The sequence below is a fragment of the Pontibacter vulgaris genome (assembly GCF_022758145.1).
Lineage (GTDB): Bacteria > Bacteroidota > Bacteroidia > Cytophagales > Hymenobacteraceae > Pontibacter > Pontibacter vulgaris.
In genome coordinates, this window is record NZ_JAJVDH010000004.1 from 281,000 (window position 1) to 306,066 (window position 25,067).

Sequence of the window (25,067 nt, forward strand, 5' to 3'; positions counted from 1 at the left end):
GTTATTTATGCTAGATCAGGAATCAACTGCAAGCAAATCGTTAGGCGAAGTACATGCAACTATCGATACAACTACCCAAACCGGTTTCTGGAAAAAGCTTTTCTCGTTCCTGGGCCCGGCTTACCTGGTTAGTGTCGGGTACATGGACCCTGGCAACTGGGCAACCGACATAGCTGGCGGCAGCCAGTTTGGCTATAAGCTGGTTTGGGTACTTATCATGTCGAACCTGATGGCCATACTGCTGCAAAGCCTGGCTGCCCGGCTGGGTGTTGTTCGTGGAAAAGATCTGGCACAGGCTTCCCGTGAGGCATACCCTAAGTTCATTAATATTCCGCTTTACATACTGGCCGAAATTGCCATTGCAGCCTGCGACCTGGCCGAGGTTTTAGGTATGGCAATAGGTTTACAGCTACTTTTTGGCATGCCACTTATATGGGGAGTAAGCCTTACAGTACTCGATACATTTTTGTTGCTGTTCCTGATTAACAAAGGCATGCGCAAAATGGAAGCTTTTATACTTGCGCTGGTAACTATAATAGGGTGCGCTTTTGTACTGGAGATGATTTTTGCCAAGCCTGATATGGGCGCCTTGGTTAATGGGCTGGTGCCCAGCATACCAAACAGCGATGCACTATACATTGCTATTGGTATTATTGGGGCCACTGTTATGCCGCATAACCTGTACCTCCACTCCTCGCTTGTGCAAACCCGCAAGTTCGAAAAATCAAGAGAAAGTATACGCCGCGCCATCCGGTTCAATAATATAGATTCTGCCATAGCCCTGAACCTGGCCCTTTTTGTTAATGCAGCCATACTTATACTTGCTGCCGCAGCTTTCTACAAAAATGGCATGTTCAATGTATCCGAAATAAAAGATGCGCATAAGTTTCTGGAACCTATACTTGGCAATAAATGGGCTCCTATACTCTTTGCTGTTGCCTTAATAGCTGCCGGCCAAAGCTCAACACTTACAGGTACGCTTGCCGGCCAGATTATTATGGAAGGTTACCTGAACCTGCGCATACAGCCCTGGCTCCGTCGTATAATCACACGTTTGTTTGCTGTTGTGCCGGCTTTGTTTGTTATTATTTACTTTGGTGAAGATGAAACAGGCAAACTACTGGTACTCAGTCAGGTAATATTGAGCTTGCAGCTGGGTTTTGCCGTAATCCCGCTTATTCATTTTGTAAGCCAGAAGGAGAAGATGGGTGAGTTTGTTGCAGGCAAATGGGCTAAAACCGGCGCATGGCTCGCTGCATCTGTAATTGTAGTACTAAACGCGAATCTTGTTTTTGAAGAAATTATGGGATGGCTGGAAACATCGCAACGGCCGCTGCTTATAGGGCTTACAGTAGTGCCTATAGTGATCGCCTGCGCCTGCCTGCTTCTATACATCACGTTTCAGCCATTTATAGCCAAAGTTGCGGCTCCCGTAAGCTTAGCGCCGCACTACCGCCCTGTAAGTTACCAGCCGCAGGAAAAACCCTTATACACCAGAATAGCTATTACCCTTGATTTTACTGCCGTTGATAAACAGGCCATCAATAATGCCCTGGCCATTGGAACACATACTGCCGATTACCTGCTTATTCATATAGTTGAATCTGCCGGTGCGCTTGTAATGGGGCAGGAAATACAAGACTACGAAACCAGCACCGATAACCTGAATCTGGAAAGATACGCTAATGACCTGCGCGAAAAAGGCTATAGGGTAAGTTACCAGCTAGGTTTTGGTAGCCCCAAAAAGCGCATACCAGGAATTGTAAAGGACTTTAATGCCGACCTGCTGGTGATGGGTTCACATGGACATCAGATGGTAAAAGACATTATACTTGGTACAACCATTGAGTCGGTGCGCCATAAAGTTAAAATACCAGTGCTTATAGTCTGATCTTTTTGAAGCGGTGTGGTGGCTACTGGAATTTTAGGAGTACTTATACTTGTTTCACTTTGGATATGATTTATCAGAACCAGCTTTAACTCTAAAACGCATGCTGCACTGCAAACTTTTCTTCATCTCACTTACAGCTATACTTTCACTAGCGGGTTGCAAAGTTAACAACAATAGCAAGGCACCCGAACCTGTTGCTGAAAAAGAAACTTCAACTACTACATCAACTGCACAAGTAGAAAATAATCAGACTGAAAGCAAATCTACAGCTCCAATAAAGTGGCTAAGTATAGAAGAGGCTGCTGCCAGGCAAAAAGTGGAGCCCCGCAAAATGGTAATAGATGTGTATACAGATTGGTGTGGCTGGTGCAAAAAAATGGATAAGTCTACTTTTACAGATCCGGAAGTGGCGGCCTATATCAACAAAAATTACTACGCTGTAAAACTGGATGCGGAAGGCAAAGAGCCTATTACGCTTAACGGTCGCACATTTAAGTATAACCCAGAGTATAAAGCGCATGAGTTAGCCGTCGCTTTGCTGAATGGCCAGATGAGTTTTCCGTCCACTGTTTACCTGGATGAAGAAATGAAAATGCTTTCGCCTGTACCTGGTTATCTCGATGCCCCTGCCTTTTCTAGAATCCTCTCCTACTTTGGCGAAAACCACCATAAAACCATGAGCTGGCAGGAATATGAGAAGAAGTAGTATGACGATCTGGCAATGTGCACAGCTCCTACTAACATCTAAATTTTATAGTTTAAGCTTTCTTTAACTGGTGCCGAGCTATACTTCCATAGTTATCTCTAATCCTGGGAGCTTTACAAGCCTATCGTTTCATTTTATACTTTGGTACCCTCCAGGCCGGGTGGCCTCGTCTTTGGGTATCGCGCTGTCTATTGAAGCTGCTCAACCCAAGGACTGGAAAGGACACTTCTTCGTTAGCGGTTATGCAACAGGAAATACAAAGCAATAGCTTTTCTAAGTGCACCAATTGACGATTCGATGTTTGAGCGTTCAGCGAGTGGGGGTAGGGGCCCTCGATAAACGAATTGTCTTGATTCTTTTACTTACAGGGGTGCAGGGGTCCCTTTTAGACTTTCTCATCAAAGAGAAAAGTGAGGCCCAGCCGGCGAAAAGCTAGTTTAAAGCAACATAATAAATTTTATTAGAAGCATTTAGCAAAGGAATGTTAAGCTCCCCGCCTTAGACAAGGAGGGATACAAGGGCGAGTTTATACGTTGGTTGTATAAGATCCCTCGGCTAGCGCTCATGATGACAAAAGAGTAGCCCCCCTTTGAAGTCAAAGATACCGGACTTGTTTCGGGCTAATGAAATAGATGCTGATTAACTCTCAACATGTTTCCTATTAACCACCCACTTCATCAGATAACTTCGTAAATTTGTATTCTGATAAAGATCATAAATTTGAACGCTAATATACTTTCCAACGATACCATAGTAGCCGTAGCTACAGCACCCGGTGCAGGAGCTATTGCCGTTATCCGCCTTTCCGGGCCCGATGCCGTTACCATTACGCAACGTATTTTCAAGGGCAAAAACCTGGAGCAACAACCTTCGCATACTATTCATTTCGGTACTATCCGCGATGAAAGAAAAATTGTAGATGAAGTACTGGTATCATTGTTTAAAGCCCCTCATTCTTATACCAAAGAGAACGTGGTAGAGATCTCCTGCCATGGCTCTGATTATATTGTTCAGCAAATTGTAAAACTGCTTTTGCAACACGGTGCCCGCCTGGCAAATGCCGGAGAGTTTACAAAACGGGCTTTTCTGAACGGGCAGTTTGACCTGGCACAGGCCGAAGCCGTTGCCGACCTTATTGCTTCCGACTCGGCTTTGTCGCATGAAGTGGCCATGAAACAGATGCGTGGGGGTTTTTCGCAGGAGATAAAAAGATTAAGGGCTGAGCTGGTGCATTTTGCATCGATGATTGAGCTTGAACTGGATTTTGGCGAAGAAGATGTAGAATTTGCCGACCGCGACCAGTTACGCACGCTTATACTTAATATTCAAAGTATAATAAGGGAGTTACTGAAGTCATTTGAACTGGGTAATGTGATCAAAAATGGTGTACCCACTGTTATAGTTGGTAAGCCCAATGCCGGTAAATCCACCCTGCTAAATAAGCTGTTGAACGAAGAAAAAGCCATCGTATCGGATGTGCCCGGCACTACCCGCGACTTTATTGAAGATGAGATCAGCCTGGATGGCATTACGTTCAGGTTTATAGATACGGCCGGCCTCCGCGAAACCACTGACAAGGTAGAAGCCATTGGTGTGGAGCGTACCCTGCAGAAACTGAGCCAGTCGTCGCTGATCATTTACCTGTTCGATATAACCACCACCTCGCCTGAAGAAGTTCTAGCCGAACTGGAGGAACTGAATCCCAAAAAATTACCTGTATTGCCGGTAGCCAATAAAATAGATGAAGCTTCCCCTGCTATACTTTCCGCTTTCGATAACATGGACGGCCTGGTAAAGATATCGGCAGCAGAAGGTGCTAACATGGAAGCGCTAAAGGATGCTCTGATCCAAAAAGTGAACCTGGGCAAACTAAATACTCAGCAGCAAACTATAGTTACCAACCTCCGCCACGTAGACAGCCTGAACAAAACCTACACTGCACTGGATGATGTGCTTAACGGCCTGGCCCTCGGTATGAGCGGCGACCTGGTAGCAGCCGACATCCGACGTGCGCTTTATAGTTTAGGAGAGATAACCGGAGAGATCACTACGGACGATCTATTGGATAATATCTTTACTAAGTTCTGTATTGGAAAGTAACCTCAAAACTAAATAACCACTATCGTTAAAAAGCCGCTGAGTTATCAGCGGCTTTTTCTGTATGTTCTGACCGGGAAAAGCCGAAAGTCATCTAAGTATAGCGCGTAAGGCGAGCCGTTCCAGTGTATAACTGGCACCATTTCTGGCGGGCTGGAACCGGGTACATCAGGAATATGAACCATAGCATTACCCAGGTAGGTAATTTCTTTTACGCCGAGTTTACCAGATATATAGCGAATAAAGGTTTCTTTTTCTTCAGGCGTAGAAGTAAAGCCAATTTCATCTGAGGTCAGGCCATCCGGTTGGTTCTCTTTCAGATATATGATATTTGCGAATGTGTCGATGGAAATATCCGGAATGGTAAGCCTGGCGACATTAGCTTTAACGGCGTGTGTCTCTCCATTATAGCTTGATCTGGGTTCTCGTTCTAATACCTGTGTAGTTTTTGCTTCATTACCATTCGGAACAAGTATAGTTTTTCTGGCTGCAGCTTTATTATCTGAAACCGGAGAAACCAAGCTCTCCTGCCTGTGCTGTTGGTGTGCATCCATTATTACGTTAAAGGTATTCAGGAAATGGTCGGTATGCTGCAAATGAAATAATTCCAGTTCATTCACCCGGTTTTTGCTTAACAGGTAAGTATGAATTCGCTCCGTCTTTTCATACACAGATTTTATGTTTTGTGCATGCGTTGAGTTTTTATACCTGTTATACAGCTCTCGAAGTGCGGCAAGACGTTTTTTTGATTCCGTTATATGTGGCACATCCTTTACATCTATACTTACCGGGTTGCCCACCACAGCCCTTCTGCCAGTTGGTTTTTCCCGGCCAAAAATAAAACGTAAAAGGCTTCTCATTTAGTAGTAACTATCTTTTTAAGGTGCTGTGTCTCTATTTCTACCTGCACCTTTTCAGACGCTTTTAACTCCTCGAAAAAATTATCCAGCTTTTGGATGTATAGATCCAGGATGGTTTCCTGCTCTTTTGACAGGATGTGGGCAGGAGAAGTATGGTGGTTGTTTAGGTTGGTCATTTTCAGGTTTCAATTTGTTTTGATTTGCTGAACGTGCCGATGATCTTGCTGTTGAGTTCTTCCTGCACTTCGGCAAGCTCTTTAACAGCCTCTGCCCTTTTGCGGCTTCCCTCTTCCGATATTTTTAAAACAGCGTCCAGTGTTTCTACCATATCGCGGTTTACTTTTTTGAGCGTTTCCACATCTACTATACCGCGTTCATTTTCCTGGGCAGCATTTACCACGTTTGTTTTCAGCAGCTGCGAGTTTTTAAGCAGCATTTCGTTCGTAGTGTCTGTTACCTTTTTTTGTATCTCCAGTGCTTTGCGTTGCTTTTCCAGGCCCAAGGCAATGGCTACCTGCTGGCGCCAGACAGGTATAACGGTATCAACTGAATTCTGGATCTTCTGCGCCAGCACATCATTTGTAGTCTGGATCATCCGGATCTGAGGAAGTGCCTGCGTGGCTATAGTATGCGAAAGCGTCAGGTCGTGCACCTTCTTTTCCAGCCGGTCTTTAAATGCTACCATATCGCTTAGCCGCTGCACCACCAACTCGTCCTGGCCGCTCGTTTCCACTTCTGCCTGTAGTTTTGGAATGGTTTCGGTCTCAATTTCTGTAATCTTGAGTTTGCCGGCAGCAATAACAGCCCGTACTTCCTGTATGTATTCCACGGCCTGCTTAAACATTACCTCCAGCGTTGTGGAGTCCTTTAATATGCTCTGCCTCGTTTTCTCCAGTTTGATAACTACATCATCTACATTTTCGGCAATTGAATTATACTGGCTGGCTATGCGCTTCGATTTGTCTTTATACTTCTGCACGAAAGGTATTCGCGATAAAAAACCACGCTTCTCCTCTTCATCAATTCTGATCATGTTAATTTGCGCCAGCAATTCATTAATGGCCGCCCCGGCATCGCCAGAATCCTTTGCCCTGACCTTAGTTAACAGCTCGTTGGAATAATAACCCAGTTTGCGTTGCGTCTCTACCCCAAAATTGGTAAGCGTTTCCGGTTTGGCCGGATCAATGGTTCTGGAAATATCCTGCGCTTTTTGCTGTAGCAATTCCTTGTTCTCGGCTATCGAAATATCTTTATTCTCCATAGGTTTTATTTTCCGGAATGTTGTTGGTGCATGTTGTCTAAAGAACTCAGGTGCTTTCTGATGTTATCATGCCGCTCTTTGGTTTCGTACCACTCTATATCGCTTAGCGGCAGGTAATCGCCCAGCAGTTCACGCATTTCTTTCAGCAGGGCTTCCCCTTTTTTTGTCCTGAATTCGGGATTCTTATAGAAGGCATCTAGGTATTGCACCTTTACCTGCCCGCTTTTGGTAACAGCCAGCTCTTTTACTTCTACCACAAGCTCCGACGACTGGTTATGATCTGTTACGATGGTTTTATATACACCTTTGCTACTTTCTTCCAGTACAGCTGCGCACGTTTCACGGGCCTCTTTAATGGCTTTTCGCAAACGCTGATTGGGTTTTATATAGTAGCCGAACACATACCCCAGTATGGCTCCGATAACCAATGTCCAAAAAATTAACATATTCAAATGAGCTTATAAATCAACCAGATAGGCTTTACGTTTTATACGCGGAAGGCTGCCATACAGCTGTGTTATACTCGCAAAAGGGTACAAACCGCTTTTAAATTGGTTACAGACGGGATTTGTAATACACTGTCAAACTTATTTGCATGCAACCCTTTACCTAATCCTTCTAAATACCAGTTAATTTGCGCTGAGTTAATTTCACCTTAATTTTCTAGTAATTAAGGTTTTTATGCTGATCAGATAATACCGGTTTATACTTCCGGAGTCTTTATCTTTAGCGCGTATTTGAATTTATACTTGCAACCGGCTACAGTGAAAGCTACATAGCTTATAGAACTACCTCTATCCCCAGATGAAGAAAATGCTCAGACTCTCTCTTTCTATACTTAGCTTTATTTTAGTGCTGGCTTTTGTGGCAGGATGCTCTTTCCTGAAACTATCTCCCCAGTTTGGTGCTGAAGCCAAAGGTGCCCGCCTGGAAACTATACTTAAATCGCCAAACTATAAAAACGGGCAGTTCCAAAACCCTGTAGCCACAAACATGGATATTGGCTTTAAAGGGTTTGTAAAGATCTTTTCGGCCAGGATATTCGGGAACAATGATAAACAGGTGCCTGACTGGATAGTACCGGTTAAGAAGCTGGATGCACGGCAGTTTACCAGCACCGTACAGGATACCGCCACTATAGTTACCTGGTTCGGGCATTCTGCTTTTATGATAGAAATAGACGGCAAACGCCTGCTGCTAGACCCCATGCTGGGCGACATTGCCTCCCCCATCAGCTTTATCGGGCCGAAGCGCTTTTCGGCGCTGCCCGTTACTGTGGAAGAACTGCCAAGTATAGATGCCGTGCTGATATCGCATGACCACTACGACCACCTCGACTATGGTTCTATTAAAAAGCTGAACGAGAAGACAGGCCATTTTTATGTAGCGCTGGGCGTTGGTGCCCATCTTGAACGCTGGGGTGTACCTGCCGAAAAAATAACCGAAATGGACTGGTGGCAGGAAACAACCTTTCAGGGGCTGACCTTCGCCGCTACCCCATCGCGCCATTTCTCCGGCCGCGGCTTCTCCGACAGAATGAAAACGCTGTGGATGTCGTGGGTAATTATAGGCAAGGAAGACAGGATCTTTTTCAGCGGCGACTCCGGCTACTTTAATGGATTTGCCGAGATCGGTGATAAGTATGGCCCTTTTGATATTACCTTGATGGAATGCGGCCAGTACAACGAACTATGGCCCAACATACACATGATGCCCGAGCAAACCGTGCAGGCCCACCTCGACCTGAAAGGCAAACTGCTCATGCCCATCCACTGGGGCGCTTTCGCGTTGGCCATGCATACCTGGACCGACCCTATAGAACGAGTATCGAAAGAAGCTGCCAAGTTGCAGGTGCCTATGGCTACTCCGCTTATCGGGGAGTCTTTAGTTTTAGGAAAGAAAGCGCCTGGGAAGGTATGGTGGAGGAAATAGTGTCATTCTACTTAACCTTAATATTTATTCAAATATTGTATCTTAGCTATAACTAAACATTGCGTCAATCCCAAAGCCGATGAAGCCCAAAGACCTCCTCTCCCAGTTCCAGAACATCAACACCTGGAAAAGCAAAGGCACACGTGCACCGCACAAGCCTTTGCTTATACTTATGGCTTTGGGAGAAATTCAGCGAGGTAACACAGGCTTTATACCTTACATAAATATAGAACCGAGGCTAAAAGATTTACTGATTGACTTTGGACCATACAGGAAAAGCTACTATCCTAACTTTCCTTTTACAAAATTGGCCAACGATGGTCTTTGGCAGTTAAATGAGCCTGAACTGATTGATACAAAACAAGATTATACTTCAAAGTTTCTGCGCGAACACCAATTAGCTGGAAAGTTTCCGGAGTATGTGGTACAACAATTAAGACAGGATCCGGAATTATTGAAAAGTATAGCTGAAGTTATACTTGAGCAGAACTTCCCGGAAACACTGCATCAGGATATACTTGATGCAGTAGGCTTAGATCTGGCAGTAACGCCATCAAACCACATTATTAAACCTACCCGCAAACGCGACCCACTCTTCAGGGAAAGTATTTTAAAAGCTTACGAGTATCAATGCGCTGTTTGTGGTTTTAGCGTTAGGCTGCGGCACCAGTTGTTAGCACTTGAAGCAGCGCATATTATGTGGCACCAAGCTGGCGGACCGGATGTAGAAGTAAATGGTTTAGCACTATGCGCTACACACCATAAGCTTTTTGATATGGGAGCCTTTACCGTTACAGAAGAAATGAGAATGCTGGTGTCTGATGAAGTAAATGGTGTTGGGGCTCAGGAGTGGTTAAAGCAGCACCATGGCAGATCCATTAACCCACCACAAAAGAAAGCCTACTATCCTAATCCTGAGTATACTGCCTGGCATGTAAACGAGGTGTTCAAAGGCGGTTACAGAAGTTAACAATGACCATTATCCACAAACTAGCCTGGATCGAGCTCCGGAGAAGGTTTGGTGGAGGAAGTAGAAGGAATAACAGAATTTATTGAAGCTGCCTGTATAAATCCCTAAATTGCGCCATGGATTTTATTGCATTAGACTTCGAGACAGCTACGCCACAAAGAGACAGCCCTTGTGAGATAGGAATAACAGTGGTAAAGGACACGCAGATTGTAGAAACCCGTTCCTGGCTGATCAAGCCTTTATACTATCCGCACTTTAACCATTTTAATGTGGCGGTGCATGGCATAAAACCAACCGATGTGAAAGACCAGCCTGATTTCAGGGAGCTGTGGCCGGTACTGCAGCCTTACCTGGAAGGACAGTTCCTGATCGCGCACAATGCCAGCTTCGATATGAGCGTACTGCGCAAAACACTTGCAACCTATAGCATTCCACTACCAGAGGCGCGCTATTCGTGCAGCCTGAAATTCTCTAAAAACATCTGGAAAGGCATGACTAAGTATGATTTGAAAACGCTCTGCAACATGCACCGGATCGACTTCCAGCACCACAGGGCTGCGTCAGATGCCCATGCCTGTGCCGCACTTTCTCTGAAAGCTATTGAACAGACTGGTACTGCTTCGGAAGAAGAGTTTCTTGCAAAAATGGGAAGCAAGATCAGCCGCGTCTGAGTTTATACTTTGTGTGTTAACTCTACTACCTAGCTGTTACCCTACCTCAGGGACTCCGGATACGGAAGCTCCTATACTACGAAAGGTAACTTATACTATTTGTAATCTTCATAGCTAATCTATAACCAGCTCAATTACGAAATAAGCTAAGGAACCAACCAGAAGCAAAGCAAGTGCAGTATTAGGTGTCATAGGCAAATAAATTTTATTGACTAACAATAATCAGCAGTTTATACTTTAAGTAACTACCTGAGCATCAAAATGTTTAGCAACAAAACTTACCAGAAAAGGCTTAATAAAGCTGATACAAGTGTATTTTACTAAAGATTAAGATGGACAGGCTGTTGAGTTGATTCTAGCTATTAGGAGTACGCCTTTCAGGGAAGAGTTACAGAAACTATAAACTTTACCAGTTACTTTGCAAACTATAACTGTTTACTACCACCCATGACAAAACAAGCTCGCTATACAGCAACCGTAAAGCAAATTTTCAGTGCCTACATAGACGGCATAATTGACAATGAAGAACTGATACTAAAGCTCCGGGAAGTTGAAATGCAACTTATGTCTGATCAAGACTCAGAAGATGAAGAAACCGAAGCTACCAAAGGACTTTGGATCCGTTTTTTTGAAGGTGATACACAAGGGCTAACCATTCAGGAAATTGAAAATGACCTGAGTAATCAAGCTCATCCAAACTATAAAATACTGCGCCACGGCATAGCTATAGGTCTGGCTGATGATGAACTGGAGGTTCATTACAATTAGCAAGTCTTACTCCAGTACCCGCCGCAGGTAATTGATCTGCCCCAGATGGTAAGATAAGTGTGTCGTAAGGTGTACCAGGAAAAAGGCTGTTGTCATGGGTTTGTCCAGAACTTGCTCCGGGTAATTTTGCTCCAGGTCGGCTGGTTGCAGCTGTTGCAACGTTTTCGCTACCATCTCCCGGGTTTGTTCTACCTGCTTTAGTAGCTCTGCTTTAGGCACATCCTTGCTGCTGAACTCTGCCGGCCTGTTGCGCTCGTAGCCGCTGTCGCCAAGCTTAGCGCCAATATATGTATTCAAGTTACCACACAGGTGCAGGCAAAGGTTACCCGCTGAGTTAGTAATATTTCCTGTTGTTTTCCATAGGTTGGCTTCGGCTGTAAATGCATCAATTTCATTGTACAGCTTTTCCAGGTCTCGGGTAAGTATAGTTGTCAGGTCTTGCAGCATTCTAAGAGTTAAGTGGTTTTCCTCTTACTTTTTTAGTCGAAATTCAATTATTCAAAATTAAAAATTCTTTCCAGTTCGTGAAACGTCCTTACAGTGTTTTCACCTTCAAGTATAAACTAAGGCAGTTTGATGGCTAGCTAATTACGCGAACTATGGCCGACGCAAGTATAAAACTATAAAGTTGCTATAAACAACAATACATTCATACTTCCCCTATCACCAAAAAGCCGCTCCTGAAATCAGGAGCGGCTTTTCTCTGGCTTTGTAAGATGCGTTGTTATTTCGTGATCATGATGCGGTGTGTTTCAGAGTACGAGCCCGCTGTTACCTTAAAGAGGTAGATACCCGGCGTTAGTTTCTGTACATCCAGTACGGCTCCTTTCCTGGCTTCGTCAGTCGCTAGCTGTATGGTCATCACTTCCTTACCATACACATCCACAACCTGTATACCTATACTTCCGGTCAGACCTTCGGCCAGTTGCAGGTTCAGCTTACCCTGCGTAGGGTTAGGGTACATAATGGTTTTAGTTGGCTTAGCGGCAGCATTAGATACCAGCGTCTGGCTCAGGGTTCCGGCTTTCAGCACCAGCGTTTCTACGTTAGCAGTGGCATCTCCGCCGAAGCGCGAAGTTACCGTAGCCGAGTTAGCTATAGTTACCGGGTTCGAAACAATGTCCACGTTATCTACATACCAGCCAGTAGCCGCAGTTAGTACATCAGACGCCATTTTAAACCTTACAAGCACTTTCTGTCCTTTGTAAGAAGCCAGATCTACAATGGTCTGTATGTATCCGTTGCTGTTACCTGTAAAGGCCGGGCCGCTTATAGTTGCAGCATTTTCCAGCGGAATCGAGCTGTTATAGCCGTTCTGTATCATTTTACTACCGAGGTTGGTCCAGGTAAGGCCGTTGTTAGTGCTGATTTCTACAATACCACCATCAAAACCTTCTTCGGTTGCATAGCTGTGCCAGAAACGCATCAGCGCATTTTCACCTATAGTTACTGGCGATGAAAGTGTCAGATACTGATCACTGATGTTGTCAGGATCTGCTGCAAACCAGGCATTTTTGCCACTATATGGATTTTTGGAGCTTAGCACCCAGTTGTTGAGCAACAGTGTGCTGCTTGTCTTCCATTTGGTAGCACCATTCTCCATATCATCATTAAAGTAAACAGTTGTTCCGTCACCTTTATTCACTTTCACTTTAAAGCTGCGGTTTATAGTTTCGCCCTGTGCCATGCGCACTGCTTTAAAGCTCACGGTGTTGCCAGTTACTTTTACATCTTTGTTACCATCAGTCACAAAAGAGGTGCTGGCCGGCACGTTACTGGTTACGGTCACGCCGCTAACAGCGCCTGCCGTGTTGTTGGTTACAGTAATATTATAGGTCAGTTCCTGGCCATCTGTAACCGGAGAAGGGTTCGCACTCATGTTTATAGCAAACTGTGGTGCGCAGGATGGTGGCATATCAAAGGCCTCTACCCCATCGGTCAGGTCGTCGTTACTGCCCTGTTGTGCACTATAGCCCAGGCCACGCTTGGCAAATGCCGCCCAGATGTAGCATTGGTTCGCGCCGCCGTTGTTTACCTGGTCGGCTGCAAGTATAGCATTACGGGCATCTATAAAGCCAGGGCTGCAAGGCTGTAGCTTAAGGCCATCTATTATCAACTGCAGGGCAATATTGTTACCGCCTTTACCATTGTAGATGTTCGGGTCGTAGCCATACTCGTCTATCAGGTTCCAGGTCAGGTCCCATAGCATAGTTGCCCAAATAAAGCCTACGCCGTGCGGTACAGATATTTCCGGGTTCGAGATGTCGCCATAGGTATAAGGGTTGATGCTCATGTCGGTGCTGTAAGGTGCAGGTCTGATACCGCCCCCATCAGTTGGCTGCGACTGCACATACGTACCAATACCTCTGACCTGCGGACCAGTATCACCGGCTTTCATGGTCATGTATAAAGCAAAGAAATCGCTCCAGCCTTCACCGCCCTGCTCTGCTCCTGTCAAACACTGTGTGCTTGGGCCACCCGTTAAGCGGGTAGAGATACCATGGCCATACTCATGCGCAATAATTCCATTATCCAAATCACCGTCTTTCAGTGGAGGCACGCCACCTTCGCGACGCAGGCTACCTGCCAGGCCACCACTAAGCGCCGCTACCAGTTTATCTCCATCAGCTTTACTGATCATGATAGCCGGTATAAGCACGGTAGCACCGGTTTCATCACCACCCATTGAAAGCGGATCGCCATCTATGTTATTGATGACGATAACTCCTGTTGCCCCAGAGGCCTGTGCGTTAAGTGCTTTAGAAATAAAAGAACAATCGCCGCGGTAAACCAGTGCAATGTTTCCGGTAATAGCGGCCTGGTTGTTGAAAGGCAGTGGCACAGAACCGGCAGGCAATGCAGGAGCGGCATTACAGCCATTAGCCGGGTCAGCCAGTACGATCTTACCGGAAACTCCTGTCTCATCTACTTCAGGGCCAAAAGCAGCCTGCACGCCTGTGTATGAACCCGCCACTGACGATGGAGCTGTTATGTGGAGTAATTTAGCAGGTAGCGAGGAGGTCCAGAGATACATCTGCATACGGCCCGGCACCCCATCCTGCAAGGTCAGGAAGTTGGCATTGTTGGTACCGCCTCCGTCCTGTGCTTCGGCCATTACACCGTCCAGTCCGGCACCCTGGCCAGTAAAGTTTGTCTGCTGAAAATTACCGCTTACTTCATCGAAACCGAACTGGTAAAAAACGTCGTGCATCAGGTTGTTCCAGTAGAACAGGTTAGTTGTGGCTGCCTGCACATACGTATCAGGTTCTTTTGCAAAATCAATCGGGAAATCGAAAACCAGGTTTGTGCCACCATCCGGGCTTAAGCCGGCATTAGCTCCTGCCCTGTCCTCGTAGGCGTGCACGTTGTTACCTTTAGTTATCGTATAACTAAAGGTACCATCGTTGTGCCAGCCCAGCGGAGAGGCAGTCGCATTCTCTTTGCCGGTAACTAAGGTTCTGTCGCCATGGTTTGGTGTTTCGAAGGGCACATCTAGTATACGGTAAGTACCGCTACCGGCAACCGCAACGGCATTGCTCAAAGCTGTAGCTTTAGGCGCAAACAACTGGGCATAGAACTTCTGTTTTGCCTGCTGCTGCAGTACCTTTTTAGTAGCTCGTGATGTAGCAGTTGTTGTTATAGTTTCAGCCTTGGTTTCGGGTGCATCTGTTACAACCTTCGGTCCCCAGTTATCCTGTACCACCAGGTCTTTTTTCTGCAGCACTTGTCCCGTAGCTGCATCCACTCGCATGCTCCAGTAGTGCTGTGCATCCAGGTTATAGATCTCTACCTCCCAAGCCAGTCGCACAGTACCATCTGCCATAGGCTGGTACACCAGTTTAGCAGGTATAGGATTAAGCGAAATGCCACCATCTGTTAATACTACGGCCTTCGCAGCTGCAGTTACCTTTTCTGTCGGTTTCTTTCGCTCTTTAATATCCAGTGGCTTTTTAACAGTCAGTTTTAAATCGCGGGCTGCGGCACTGGCTGCCTGAGGTGCTGAAATCGCAGCAGTGTTATTACGGATAGCAGCTCTGAGGTTCGGAATAAACCTGTTTCCCATATTTATTACCTGGCCGTCCTTAGTAATATTGATGTTGATATTGGCGCCAACTACTTCAATGCCGTTAAAACGCTGCCGCAGGTAGATATGGGTTACACCGTTGTTCTTGCTGGTATACTGGTCAGTAACTATGTAATCGGCCAGGTCAGCGGTAGTGAGTTTATGTTCTGCTTTAGTTTGCTGTATGTGTTGCAAAGCCCTGTCGAGCGCCGACTGAGCTTGTGCATTCAAAGGTGCCAGGCATAAAAACATCCCTAGCAGACACAGCAAATGCTTAGTAATCTTTTGATTCATAAACAGTTTAGTTAAAGGTGTTACATATGGTATTATAAAGGGTATTGTAAAATTCAAATAACAAAAACAATTGCACTATAAGAAGTCATAAGCTCGGTTACAGCTTATCAACTAAAACCAACCATAGAGTACTATATACATGCTTTAACAACAAACTTATCTGTTGATAATGAATCCAATACGAAGGATATTAAAATATAGATTTTAGAGGATTACCTGCTCCAATACATCAGATTGTATTTAGCTTAGAAAACACTAAAACAGCCAGAATAGTGTTATAACGCAGGCTTTTAGACAGTTTAAGTGGTAATTGGGAAGTATAAATCATCATTGATTTGACCACAGAAAGGTAAATTGCCAATATGGTTTACCGGCATTAATTGCTTCGAGTAAATAGGTGAACAAAACTATTTAATTCAAAGCACCATGTGATATAATTATATATATTTTATTTTTAACTATAGCCATCCTGAAAATATATTATATAATTATACTTTTCCAAGTTATAAATATTAATAATTTGTATAATTTGCTTTCATATCACATACCATAATGTAGCAATGCTTACAGCTCCAGAGGTTATGCTCTCTGTGACAAAATAAATTGAAAGCTCAGATTTGCGTTCTTAATTCCGGAACTTGCGGGTTAGATCTTAATAATAGAGTAAATGCTATGATCATCTATCAGACTGTGCCAAATTCAGGATTACATGTATATTTGATGGTGCTAAACGATAGCATGAAGCGCCAACAACCATAAACACACCTAACAACGACCAACAACATGAGTAAATTAACCATAAAAAGCCTGGCAGAGCTTTCCAGCTACGAAGGCAAAGAAATGGGCTTATCAGATTATCATACCATTACGCAGGAGCAGATAACCAAATTCGCCGAAGCTACCCTGGATTACCAATGGATTCACCTGGATGAAGAGCGTGCCAAAACCGAAACGCCGTTTGGGGCTACTATTGCGCATGGCTACCTTACCGTGTCGCTGTTGCCTTATTTATGGAACCAGATCGCCTCTATTGAGAACCTGAAAATGCAGGTAAACTATGAGATAGAAAGCCTTCGATTTAACCAGGCTGTAACTGTGGACAGTGATGTGCGCCTGCGTGCAAAACTACTTTCTGTAAAAGACCTGCGAGGTATTGCCAAAGCACGCCTGGAGGTAACGCTGGAAATTAAGGACAGCAAAAAACCAGCTTACACAGGTATCATTACCTTCCTGTATCACTTCAATAATTAATAAGTACCGGACAACCATTGGCAATTATATTTCCTGTATTTATACTTTACTTATGCGCCACTTAGTATAAAAGTCTTAAGGTAATTACCCGGTAGTCATCATAAAAAAAGCCGCCCTGATCTAACTCAGGGCGGCTTTTTACTTATTAGGTGTTAGTTCTTAGAAACCGCTAACATTCAGGCGGCCACCTGTAACGCACTTACCTGACAGAGAAGCTGTAGGTATGGCGCTGCTCATAATGGCGTTCTTAATAGCTGCAGCAGTTGAGCCAGGGTGAGAAGCTGCATACAGTGCTACGCCACCAGTTACGTGAGGCGTTGCCATTGACGTACCGTTATAAGATGAATACGTGTTGTAGGCTGTAGTAGAGTTGATAGCAGAACCAGGAGCTCCGATATCTACTGTAGTAGCACCGTAGTTAGAGAACGAAGACTTAGCACCAGTGTTAGTAATAGCTGCAACAGCAATTACGTTAGGCAGGTCCATGTTAGATGGGTAGCTTTCTACTGCATCGTTGTTATCGCCTACACCGTCGCTACCGCCGTTACCAGCTGCTGCTACAAACAGAATCTCTTTTGTGTTTGCACGGTTAACAGCATCGTAAAGTGCCTGCGAGAAGCCGCCGCCGCCCCATGAGTTGTTGCTGGCTACTATGTTCATACCATGACGCGTTTTCAGGTCGGTTAAATAATCTACTGCTTTAACAGCATTAGCAGTTGTACCACCTCTGCGGCCCAAGAACTTAAGCGAGATCATGGTTACGTTCCAGTTAACGCCAACTACACCAGTTCCATTATTCGCCGCGCCAATAGTACCGGCTACGTGAGTACCGTGGTCATCGAGGCTACCTCTGTCGCCACCGTCATATACTTCGTTATTATTACCGTCAAAGTCCCAGCCGTGTGTATCATCTATATAACCGTTGCCATCGTTATCCACGCCATCTATAGGATCGTACGGGTTGGTCCATACGTTAGCTGCAAGTTCAGGGTGTGTATACTGAATACCTTCATCAATAATACCTACCACAACAGATGCAGCACCAGTGTTGCCGCCAGCCCACGCTTCGGCTGCCTGGCTACCATACTGGTTAGCCGGAGAAGAAGCATCGCCATACATACCCCAAAGTGATCCATTGGTAAAATATGGATCGCTGGAAGTAGCGGTGTGTGTGTAAATATAGTTAGGCTCAGCATACTCAATTTCAGCAGCTCCTTTCAGCTTGCTCAGAGCATCAAGCGCAGCCATAGAAGTATGAACCAATGTAAGTCCTTCTCTATCGCCAACGCGCTCCATAGCTTTTGTAAGGATACGCTCTTTTACAGAACCGCTGATACGGGCCAGTGCAGTAGCTCTTGCATCATCAGAAATGCCTGACTTGAATTTAACAAGAACCTCGTTTGACACAAATGCCTGACCTTTGCCGGCTGTTGCCTGTAATTCCTGCGAAGTTGCAAACTCTTTGTTCTCCAGAGTAGTTTCTTTTTCGCAGCTCGACAGGAAAGCAGCAGACAGGATAGCCATCGCAACAGCGGACTTACCTGTAGTAATGAAATTTTTCTTCATAATGATTGAGTTTAAGGTGAGTGAGTTTTTTTTATTTTCTAAATAGACGAAATAATAATATTTATTTAAAGGAATAAACACTTAAAAAAGTAACATCACCAACTTAAACTTACCAAGACATACACACCTGCATATCAGGCTATTTAAATTACATATACAATTAATTTAGCATTTCAACCAAGTATATAATGCACGAAAAGTAACTATATACTTTTCACTATATAATCATATATAGCCAGATTTGTTTTCACCTACTTGTGCCATAATTTAAAGTATAACCCGATTAAGTATGAAGATCAAAGCATAGTTCTTTTCTATGTTTATACTTTAAAACCTATATAATTTGCGGCAGTTAACTTCAGCGTTTTCTTCTGGTAAGCTTATAAAGTATGGCAGGATATACTTGTAGATCTTCATCAACTCTAGGTCTTACCTGGTAAAAGCATGACCTATTGACTTGCGGCAGATAACTATAAATTTCAAAAAAAGTAAACTATATCTAATTCAAGTATTGCCGGCATGGAAAAAATAAATCTATCAGACTGGGACGAAGACAGGTACCTGGAGCTGAACACTTACTTCCGGATAATGATACAGCGCCTTGTAGATTCGGACCCTTATATTAAGGAGTTGCAGCAGCAGGATAGCGGGTTGCAGTTACAAGACCTGATCGGGCGTATGTCGGATCGGGACCAACTGCTTTGGGAGGAATTTATAAAGCTTGATAAAATAAAACTGCACCAGGATATGATAGATCACCTGGAAGGCAGGAATACGCCATATCACCCTCAAAGCGGATTCAGTAGAAAGGACCCATCTTCAGATGACGATGACCAACACCCCTGGTAAGTATACTATCTATCTTAATTTTGCCAGCTTTTAATTTGCTTCTACTAAAAAAGCTCTAAAACTCTTTATATTATAGTATAGTACAATGATTAAAAAAATCATAGCTTTAGAAAACTATACACCACTACCCATGGCAAAATCACAAGACGCTAAAAAAGAAACAAAGAAAAAGCCTGCAAAAACCACCAAGGAAAAAAAAGCAGAAAAGCAGGATAAAAAGAAAAACAGCTACGACTAAGCTTTTGTAAAGTATAATTATACTTACCGAAACAGGAGAAGAAGCTTAAAACTAAGCAGTCAGAAAAAAAATTAAATATTTTTTAACTTTCTGTAACCTTCGCAAAACCTGCACCGTATAAAAGCATGGCTAAAAGTTGAAAATATCATATTTTCACACGAAAAGGGCTCCTCATTGCAGGAGCCCTTTTTGATTTATACCCATCCTACTCCTAAAAATGCTGCTTCCCGCTTTTATTTAATTCCTATAAGCTTATAGCCTAGGGCAAATCATTAGCCTGTTTTACAAACTTTTTTAATCACAGACGTTAATACACAAAGCCACGGCCAATGCAAAAGCGTTGCGCTTGTATTAAATTAATTTATATAGTAAAAGTGGATTTCTTTTTAAAACATTTTTACATAATTTCGCTTCCTTAAGAGACACAACTACAGACATAAAAAAAAATACACATGTCAGATTTCGCTGAAATAATTTTAGATGGTAAATCCTACAAACTCCCGGTAGTTGTAGGTACTGAAGATGAAAAAGCAATCGATATTTCTAACCTCAGAGGCGAGAGCGGTTATATCACTCTTGATTCGGGTTATAAGAATACAGGTGCAACTACCAGTGCTATCACATTCCTTGATGGCGAAAAAGGTATCCTGAGCTACAGAGGTTATCCGATAGAGCAACTAGCCGAAAAGTCTAACTTTATTGAAGTAGCTTACCTGCTGATTTATGGCAAGTTGCCTACAACACAGGAGCTTGATGATTTCAGCAACAAGATCAAAATGCATACGCTTGTAAACGAAGATATGCGCAAGATCCTGGATGGCTTCCCTTCTACTGCTCACCCTATGGGTATACTTTCTGCTTTGGTTAGCTCACTTACTGCTTTCTACCCTGAGTCGCTTAACCCGAACCAGTCTAAAGAAGAAGTTGATCTTTCAATCATCAGACTGATGGCTAAGATCTCTACTATTGCAGCATGGTCTTATAAGAACTCTATCGGGCATCCGGTTAACTATCCAAAAAACAAGCTGGATTATTGCTCAAACTTCCTGCATATGATGTTTGCCTACCCAACTGAGGATTATGAAATTAACCCGGTTGTTGTAGATGCCCTGAATAAATTGTTAATCCTGCACGCTGACCACGAGCAAAATTGCTCTACTTCTACAGTACGTCTGGTAGGTTCAGCAAACGCTAGCCTTTACTCTTCTGTTTCTGCTGGTATCAACGCGCTTTGGGGTCCGCTGCATGGTGGTGCTAACCAGGCTGTAATCGAAATGCTGGAAGCAATTAAAGCAGATGGAGGCGACTCTAAGAAATACATCGCGAAAGCAAAAGACAAAGACGATCCTTTCCGTTTGATGGGCTTCGGTCACCGTGTGTACAAAAACTTTGATCCACGTGCTACCATCATCAAGAAAACTGCTGATGATGTACTGGAAGCTCTTGGTATTGATGATCCTATCCTTAATATTGCGAAGGAACTGGAAGAAGCAGCACTGACTGATCCTTACTTTGTAGAGCGCAAACTATACCCTAACGTAGACTTCTACTCAGGTATCATTTACCGTGCACTTGGCATTCCTACTGATATGTTTACAGTAATGTTTGCCCTTGGTCGTCTACCAGGTTGGATTGCACAGTGGAAAGAAATGCGCGAGCAGAAAGAGCCAATTGGCCGTCCGCGTCAGGTATATACCGGCGAAACTGAACGCAACTACGTTCCGATCGAACAGAGATAAGACATATTTAAAGTATAAAATCGCCGGCTACTGCAAAGTGGCCGGCGATTTTGTTTTATAGTTATCTTAGTAAGTATAAGATCAGTCTGTCAGTTCCCATACAAACTGTTTCCGTAAAATCTGGTGTTAGGCAAGCCCAAACTACTGACAGCTAACACTTTAAAAGCTGTTGTATTTACAAAACACGCATCTCAATGCGCCGGTTAAGCTGGCGGTTAACCTCAGATGTGTTTGGCTTGATAGGTTTTGATTCGCCATAGCCTTTAAAGTTGATCCGGGCCTTGGCAATGCCATTATTGGCCAGGTACTCAACCACCGATCTGGCTCTACGTTCAGATAATAACTGGTTGGCTTCATCAGAACCTACGTCATCTGTATGGCCGGAAATCTCAACCTGAACGGCGCTATTTTGACGCATAAACGCAATCAGTTTATCTAGTTCGGTTTTGGATTTCTTTTCCAACGTATACTTGTTCGTATCAAAGAAAAGGTTGTTAAGCACAATGGCAGCTCCGGCTTTTATTGGCTTCAGGTAAACATCCAAGGCAACCGGCGATAGTGCTTTCTCAGAAGTATAATCAAAACTAATACTGTTTAGCATGTATTTTGGCGCGCTTACATAAAGGGCGTATTGTTTTCCCTGGGTAAGTACAACTGTATACTCACCGTTCAGTTTGTCAGATTTTACCTGCTGTAATAGTGTATCTGCCACTACATCGTAAAGTTGAACTAAACCTGCCAATGGCTTTTTGGTATCAGCATCAAATACACGGCCTTGGGCATAGGTACTTTTCGTCTTGCTTTTCCATACTTCGGGCACTACAAAACTATAGAGTTGTATGCTCACATTGTTGTCGGTAATGTGCTGGCGCGAGTAATAGCCGGTTTTATTATCAGGAGCTATAAAGAGTGAGCCTTCATCTGAATGCGTATTCAATGGATAGCCCATGTTTTTAGGCTGCGACCATTTTTTCTTTTGCTCGAGTGATGCCATAAACACATCCAGCCCTCCCATGCCCGGATGCCCATCACTAACAAAGTATAAAGTAGAGCCGCTTACATGTATAAACGGAGCCATATCACGGCCTTTCGAGTTAATAGGCTCACCAACGTTAGCTGGTTTCTGCCAGGTTCCATCCTGATTTAAGTACGATACCCAAACGTCTTCTTTTCCGATACCTCCACCACGTGTTGAGGTAAAGTATAACGTACGGCCATCAGCAGAAAGACTCGGCTGCGAATCCCAGGCTTTAGAGTTTACTGTATTTCCCATGTTCTGGGGTTTGCTCCACTCGTTGCCTGTTCTGAAAGAAATATAAAGATCGCAGTCGCCTTGGCTGTCCGGACGGTTACAGGAAGTAAATACAAGGGTTTTACCATCCCCGGAAATAGTACCGGCACCTTCGTTGGCAGGGGAATTTATATTATCAGAAATTGATACCGGTGCCTGCCACTCTCCGTTTCGTAGTTGTGAAATATAAATATCCTCGTCCTGATCAGGCCGGATGCCGGCACGTGCCGTGTAAATAAAATATTGCTGATCGGCGGTAGTATAAGGGAAGTATTGCAGACCAAACTGGTTTATAGGGCCAGCCAGCCTAACAGGCTTAAAATCAACAGGATTTTTGATAGCTTCTGCAGCAAATTCGCTTGCTTTAATCTGTTGCCTGGCATGTTCTATCAGCTTTACATTTTTCGGTTTGGCCTTTATGTATAGCTCATAGTTTTCGCGGGCTGGCGTATACTCCCCTTTATCAAAGTATAATTCAGCCAGGTTGTAGTATTCATTTGCAAAAGCAGGGTGGAATGGCAAAAGCTTTAAGCCCTTCTGGAGTTGCTCAAAAGTGGCAGCTTTGTTACCCATCATCTTGTACAGGTTAGCTGCCTTTAAGTATGCTTCCGCAAAATTCGGGTCTTTCTGGGTGGCTTCCGAAAGCGCATTCAGAGCCCGGTCAAAATCACGGGCGCGCGCATATTCATCTGCTTTATAGTATAAATTTTCTGCTTTTTTGGAGGTAGTTGTTAACTGTCGGTTCTGGGCCAGGCTCAGTGTAGCAGAACCCATGATCAGAAGAAAGGCAAAAAGCAGGTTTTTAAACATAGGATGTTACGGGATGTCCATGTACTTGTGCGTCTGTAACGACACACGCCATTTCGGGTTGTTTTTAACGTATTCTACTATCAGTGGCATTAACTGGTTGGCTTTGCTCCACTCTGGTTGCAGGTATAACCGGCATTCCTCTCCTACTTTCTCAGCATGCTCTTCTGCCCAGGCAAAATCACTTTTGTTAAAGATAATAACTTTCAGCTCATCGGCAAACGGATAAACGGAGGCATCCGGCGCTTTAAACTTTTTAGGCGACAGGCATACCCAATCCCAATAACCACTAATCGGGTAGGCACCTGATGTTTCAATCATGGTTTTAATGCCATGCTCGTGCAGTTGAGAAGTTAATGGGTTCAGGTTATAAAGCAGCGGCTCGCCGCCTGTAATTACTACCGTTTTACCCGGAAATGTTTCGGCCGTACTTACAATTTCGGTAACCGGTGTTAGCGGGTGCAATGCCGCATCCCAGCTCTCTTTTACATCGCACCAATGGCAACCTACATCGCAGCCACCAAGCCGGATAAAGTATGCAGCAGTACCTGTATTGGCTCCCTCGCCCTGTATGGTATAAAAAGCTTCCATCAAGGGCAGTTCGCTGCCATCTTTGGGTACTGTATGTATAGAAGCTGTTTTGTAAGTTTTAATTGATTCCAAAATTGTATGCTGCTACGCCCACGCACTATAGCAATAGGCATTTTAAATTATAATTACTGCACGGCCATACTTTAAAAGTATAAACCATGCAGAACTTGCAAAGTTAGTTAAAATTGCAACAAGGTTGGTAGTGTGTTCTGTTCCGTTTGGGTTTCCTGAATGTAGAATCGAAGTATAAATAAAAAGCCCACAGCATCTTGTCTGATACTGTGGGCTCAAATATTACTGGTTTTATACTTACGCGTATACTTCGCGCTTAGCTGCTTTCAAAGTATTCTTCAACAACATGGCTATCGTTAATGGCCCAACACCGCCCGGCACTGGGGTAATATAACTACACTTTGGGGCTACGTTATCGAAATCAACATCGCCACGCAGCCTGTAGCCAGCTTTACGGGTGGCATCTGGTACGCGGGTTGTTCCTACATCTATCACAACAGCGCCTTCTTTTACCATATCTGCAGTTACCAGGCCCGGCAAGCCTACTGCTGCAATTATGATATCAGCCTGACGGGTATAGTATGGCAGGTCTATGGTGTTGCGGTGGCAAAGCGTGACAGTGGCATTACCCGGATAAGCAGCCTTTGCCATCAGTATACTCATCGGAGAGCCTACAATGTTACTACGCCCGATCACGACACAGTGCTTGCCGTTCGTTTCTATATTATAACGCTCCAGTAATTGCAAAATGCCGGCAGGCGTTGCAGGCAGAAAAGACGATAAACCTGCTACCATGCGGCCCACATTTGCCGGGTGAAAACCATCCACATCTTTCTTAGGATCAACGGCTTCCAGCACCTTCTGGGTATTAACGTGCTTTGGTAGCGGCAACTGCACTATAAATCCGTCAATTTCATCATCCTCGTTCAGTTCCTGAATTTTGTTCAGTAATTCCTCTTCGGTTACATCGTCTTCGTAGCGGATAAGTGTAGAGCCGAAGCCTACTTTTTCGCAAGCCAGCACTTTGTTCGTAACATACGTAACCGAGCCGCCATCATTACCTACAAGTATAGCTGCCAGGTGCGGCACCTTACCGCCGTTGGCCTTTATATCAGCAACTTCAGCAGCAATTTCTAGTTGGATGGCTTCGGATGTTTTTTTACCGTCGAGCAGAATCATAATAAAAAGTATAAGTATGAATTAAGAATGT

21 protein-coding genes are annotated in these 25,067 nt (G+C 44.2%); 11 read left to right on the top strand and 10 right to left on the bottom strand.

Annotated elements, in window-relative coordinates; translation table 11 throughout:
- Nucleotides 1–7: 7 nt before the first annotated feature.
- The 3 genes from LWP20_RS11460 to mnmE all read left to right on the top strand — a co-directional run bounded on the left by LWP20_RS11460 (nucleotide 8) and on the right by mnmE (nucleotide 4,697).
- Nucleotides 8–1,891, top strand: a complete 1,884-nt coding sequence (locus LWP20_RS11460; protein WP_242928279.1) for an Nramp family divalent metal transporter — start codon at nucleotides 8–10, stop codon at nucleotides 1,889–1,891.
- A 100-nt stretch (nucleotides 1,892–1,991) separates the two neighbouring features.
- A complete protein-coding gene (locus LWP20_RS11465) occupies nucleotides 1,992–2,597 on the top strand; it encodes a thioredoxin family protein (protein ID WP_242928280.1) in 606 nt (201 codons plus the stop codon).
- Nucleotides 2,598–3,317: 720 nt separating this feature from the next.
- Entirely contained in the window at nucleotides 3,318–4,697 is a 1,380-nt protein-coding gene (mnmE, locus tag LWP20_RS11470; RefSeq protein WP_242928281.1) for a tRNA uridine-5-carboxymethylaminomethyl(34) synthesis GTPase MnmE, read from the top strand.
- A 44-nt stretch (nucleotides 4,698–4,741) separates the two neighbouring features.
- Here mnmE and LWP20_RS11475 read toward each other — a convergent pair whose 3' ends face one another.
- From LWP20_RS11475 to LWP20_RS11490, 4 genes are read right to left on the bottom strand one after another with little or no spacing between them, the layout of a single operon-like run.
- Nucleotides 4,742–5,554 (bottom strand): hypothetical protein, encoded by an 813-nt coding sequence (locus tag LWP20_RS11475; RefSeq protein WP_242928282.1) that lies wholly within the window; start codon nucleotides 5,552–5,554, stop codon nucleotides 4,742–4,744.
- The gene (locus LWP20_RS11480) at nucleotides 5,551–5,730 is read right to left on the bottom strand and encodes a hypothetical protein (RefSeq protein WP_242928283.1); all 180 of its coding nucleotides are present in this window, start codon (nucleotides 5,728–5,730) and stop codon (nucleotides 5,551–5,553) included. Before LWP20_RS11480 ends, LWP20_RS11475 begins: the two co-directional genes overlap by 4 nt.
- Nucleotides 5,731–5,732: 2 nt before the next feature.
- Nucleotides 5,733–6,815 (bottom strand): toxic anion resistance protein, encoded by a 1,083-nt coding sequence (locus tag LWP20_RS11485; protein ID WP_242928284.1) that lies wholly within the window; start codon nucleotides 6,813–6,815, stop codon nucleotides 5,733–5,735.
- A gap of 5 nt (nucleotides 6,816–6,820) precedes the next feature.
- Entirely contained in the window at nucleotides 6,821–7,261 is a 441-nt protein-coding gene (locus LWP20_RS11490; protein ID WP_242928285.1) for a Z-ring associated ZapG family protein, read from the bottom strand.
- 358 nt (nucleotides 7,262–7,619) lie between these two features.
- Here LWP20_RS11490 and LWP20_RS11495 point away from each other — a divergent pair, with 358 nt between their 5' ends.
- From LWP20_RS11495 to LWP20_RS11510, 4 genes are all read left to right on the top strand, one after another.
- Nucleotides 7,620–8,747 carry an MBL fold metallo-hydrolase gene (locus LWP20_RS11495; protein WP_242928286.1) on the top strand — a complete coding sequence of 376 codons (1,128 nt, stop codon included), beginning with the start codon at nucleotides 7,620–7,622 and terminating at the stop codon, nucleotides 8,745–8,747.
- Between the two features lie 79 nt (nucleotides 8,748–8,826).
- Nucleotides 8,827–9,717 carry a phosphorothioated DNA-binding restriction endonuclease gene (locus LWP20_RS11500; RefSeq protein WP_242928287.1) on the top strand — a complete coding sequence of 297 codons (891 nt, stop codon included), beginning with the start codon at nucleotides 8,827–8,829 and terminating at the stop codon, nucleotides 9,715–9,717.
- 116 nt (nucleotides 9,718–9,833) lie between these two features.
- Nucleotides 9,834–10,388, top strand: coding sequence for a 3'-5' exonuclease (locus LWP20_RS11505; protein WP_242928288.1), 555 nt, complete (start codon nucleotides 9,834–9,836; stop codon nucleotides 10,386–10,388).
- A 447-nt stretch (nucleotides 10,389–10,835) separates the two neighbouring features.
- Nucleotides 10,836–11,156, top strand: coding sequence for a hypothetical protein (locus LWP20_RS11510; protein ID WP_242928289.1), 321 nt, complete (start codon nucleotides 10,836–10,838; stop codon nucleotides 11,154–11,156).
- A 6-nt stretch (nucleotides 11,157–11,162) separates the two neighbouring features.
- On the opposite strand, the gene LWP20_RS11515 is transcribed toward LWP20_RS11510, so the two are convergent.
- Nucleotides 11,163–11,603, bottom strand: a complete 441-nt coding sequence (locus tag LWP20_RS11515) for a DinB family protein (RefSeq protein WP_242928290.1) — start codon at nucleotides 11,601–11,603, stop codon at nucleotides 11,163–11,165.
- Between the two features lie 277 nt (nucleotides 11,604–11,880).
- Nucleotides 11,881–15,513 carry a T9SS-dependent M36 family metallopeptidase gene (locus tag LWP20_RS11520; protein ID WP_242928291.1) on the bottom strand — a complete coding sequence of 1,211 codons (3,633 nt, stop codon included), beginning with the start codon at nucleotides 15,511–15,513 and terminating at the stop codon, nucleotides 11,881–11,883.
- Nucleotides 15,514–16,296: 783 nt separating this feature from the next.
- Here LWP20_RS11520 and LWP20_RS11525 point away from each other — a divergent pair.
- On the top strand, nucleotides 16,297–16,764 hold the full coding sequence (locus LWP20_RS11525) for a MaoC family dehydratase (protein WP_242928292.1): 468 nt from the start codon (nucleotides 16,297–16,299) through the stop codon (nucleotides 16,762–16,764).
- Nucleotides 16,765–16,923: 159 nt separating this feature from the next.
- On the opposite strand, the gene LWP20_RS11530 is transcribed toward LWP20_RS11525, so the two are convergent.
- Entirely contained in the window at nucleotides 16,924–18,330 is a 1,407-nt protein-coding gene (locus LWP20_RS11530) for a S8 family peptidase (RefSeq protein WP_242928293.1), read from the bottom strand.
- Between the two features lie 519 nt (nucleotides 18,331–18,849).
- Between LWP20_RS11530 and LWP20_RS11535 the strand changes: the two genes are divergently transcribed.
- The 3 genes from LWP20_RS11535 (at nucleotide 18,850) to LWP20_RS11545 (ending at nucleotide 21,156) form a co-directional block, all read left to right on the top strand.
- Entirely contained in the window at nucleotides 18,850–19,179 is a 330-nt protein-coding gene (locus LWP20_RS11535) for a hypothetical protein (protein ID WP_242928294.1), read from the top strand.
- An 85-nt stretch (nucleotides 19,180–19,264) separates the two neighbouring features.
- Nucleotides 19,265–19,417 carry a hypothetical protein gene (locus LWP20_RS11540; RefSeq protein ID WP_242928295.1) on the top strand — a complete coding sequence of 51 codons (153 nt, stop codon included), beginning with the start codon at nucleotides 19,265–19,267 and terminating at the stop codon, nucleotides 19,415–19,417.
- 452 nt (nucleotides 19,418–19,869) lie between these two features.
- The gene (locus LWP20_RS11545; protein WP_242928296.1) at nucleotides 19,870–21,156 is read left to right on the top strand and encodes a citrate synthase; all 1,287 of its coding nucleotides are present in this window, start codon (nucleotides 19,870–19,872) and stop codon (nucleotides 21,154–21,156) included.
- Between the two features lie 175 nt (nucleotides 21,157–21,331).
- On the opposite strand, the gene LWP20_RS11550 is transcribed toward LWP20_RS11545, so the two are convergent.
- The 3 genes from LWP20_RS11550 to LWP20_RS11560 all read right to left on the bottom strand — a co-directional run bounded on the left by LWP20_RS11550 (nucleotide 21,332) and on the right by LWP20_RS11560 (nucleotide 25,036).
- Nucleotides 21,332–23,257 carry an OmpA family protein gene (locus LWP20_RS11550; protein WP_242928297.1) on the bottom strand — a complete coding sequence of 642 codons (1,926 nt, stop codon included), beginning with the start codon at nucleotides 23,255–23,257 and terminating at the stop codon, nucleotides 21,332–21,334.
- 6 nt (nucleotides 23,258–23,263) lie between these two features.
- A complete protein-coding gene (locus LWP20_RS11555) occupies nucleotides 23,264–23,917 on the bottom strand; it encodes a 7-carboxy-7-deazaguanine synthase QueE (protein WP_242928298.1) in 654 nt (217 codons plus the stop codon).
- Between the two features lie 237 nt (nucleotides 23,918–24,154).
- Nucleotides 24,155–25,036 (bottom strand): bifunctional 5,10-methylenetetrahydrofolate dehydrogenase/5,10-methenyltetrahydrofolate cyclohydrolase, encoded by an 882-nt coding sequence (locus LWP20_RS11560; RefSeq protein WP_242928299.1) that lies wholly within the window; start codon nucleotides 25,034–25,036, stop codon nucleotides 24,155–24,157.
- Nucleotides 25,037–25,067 lie beyond the last annotated feature (31 nt).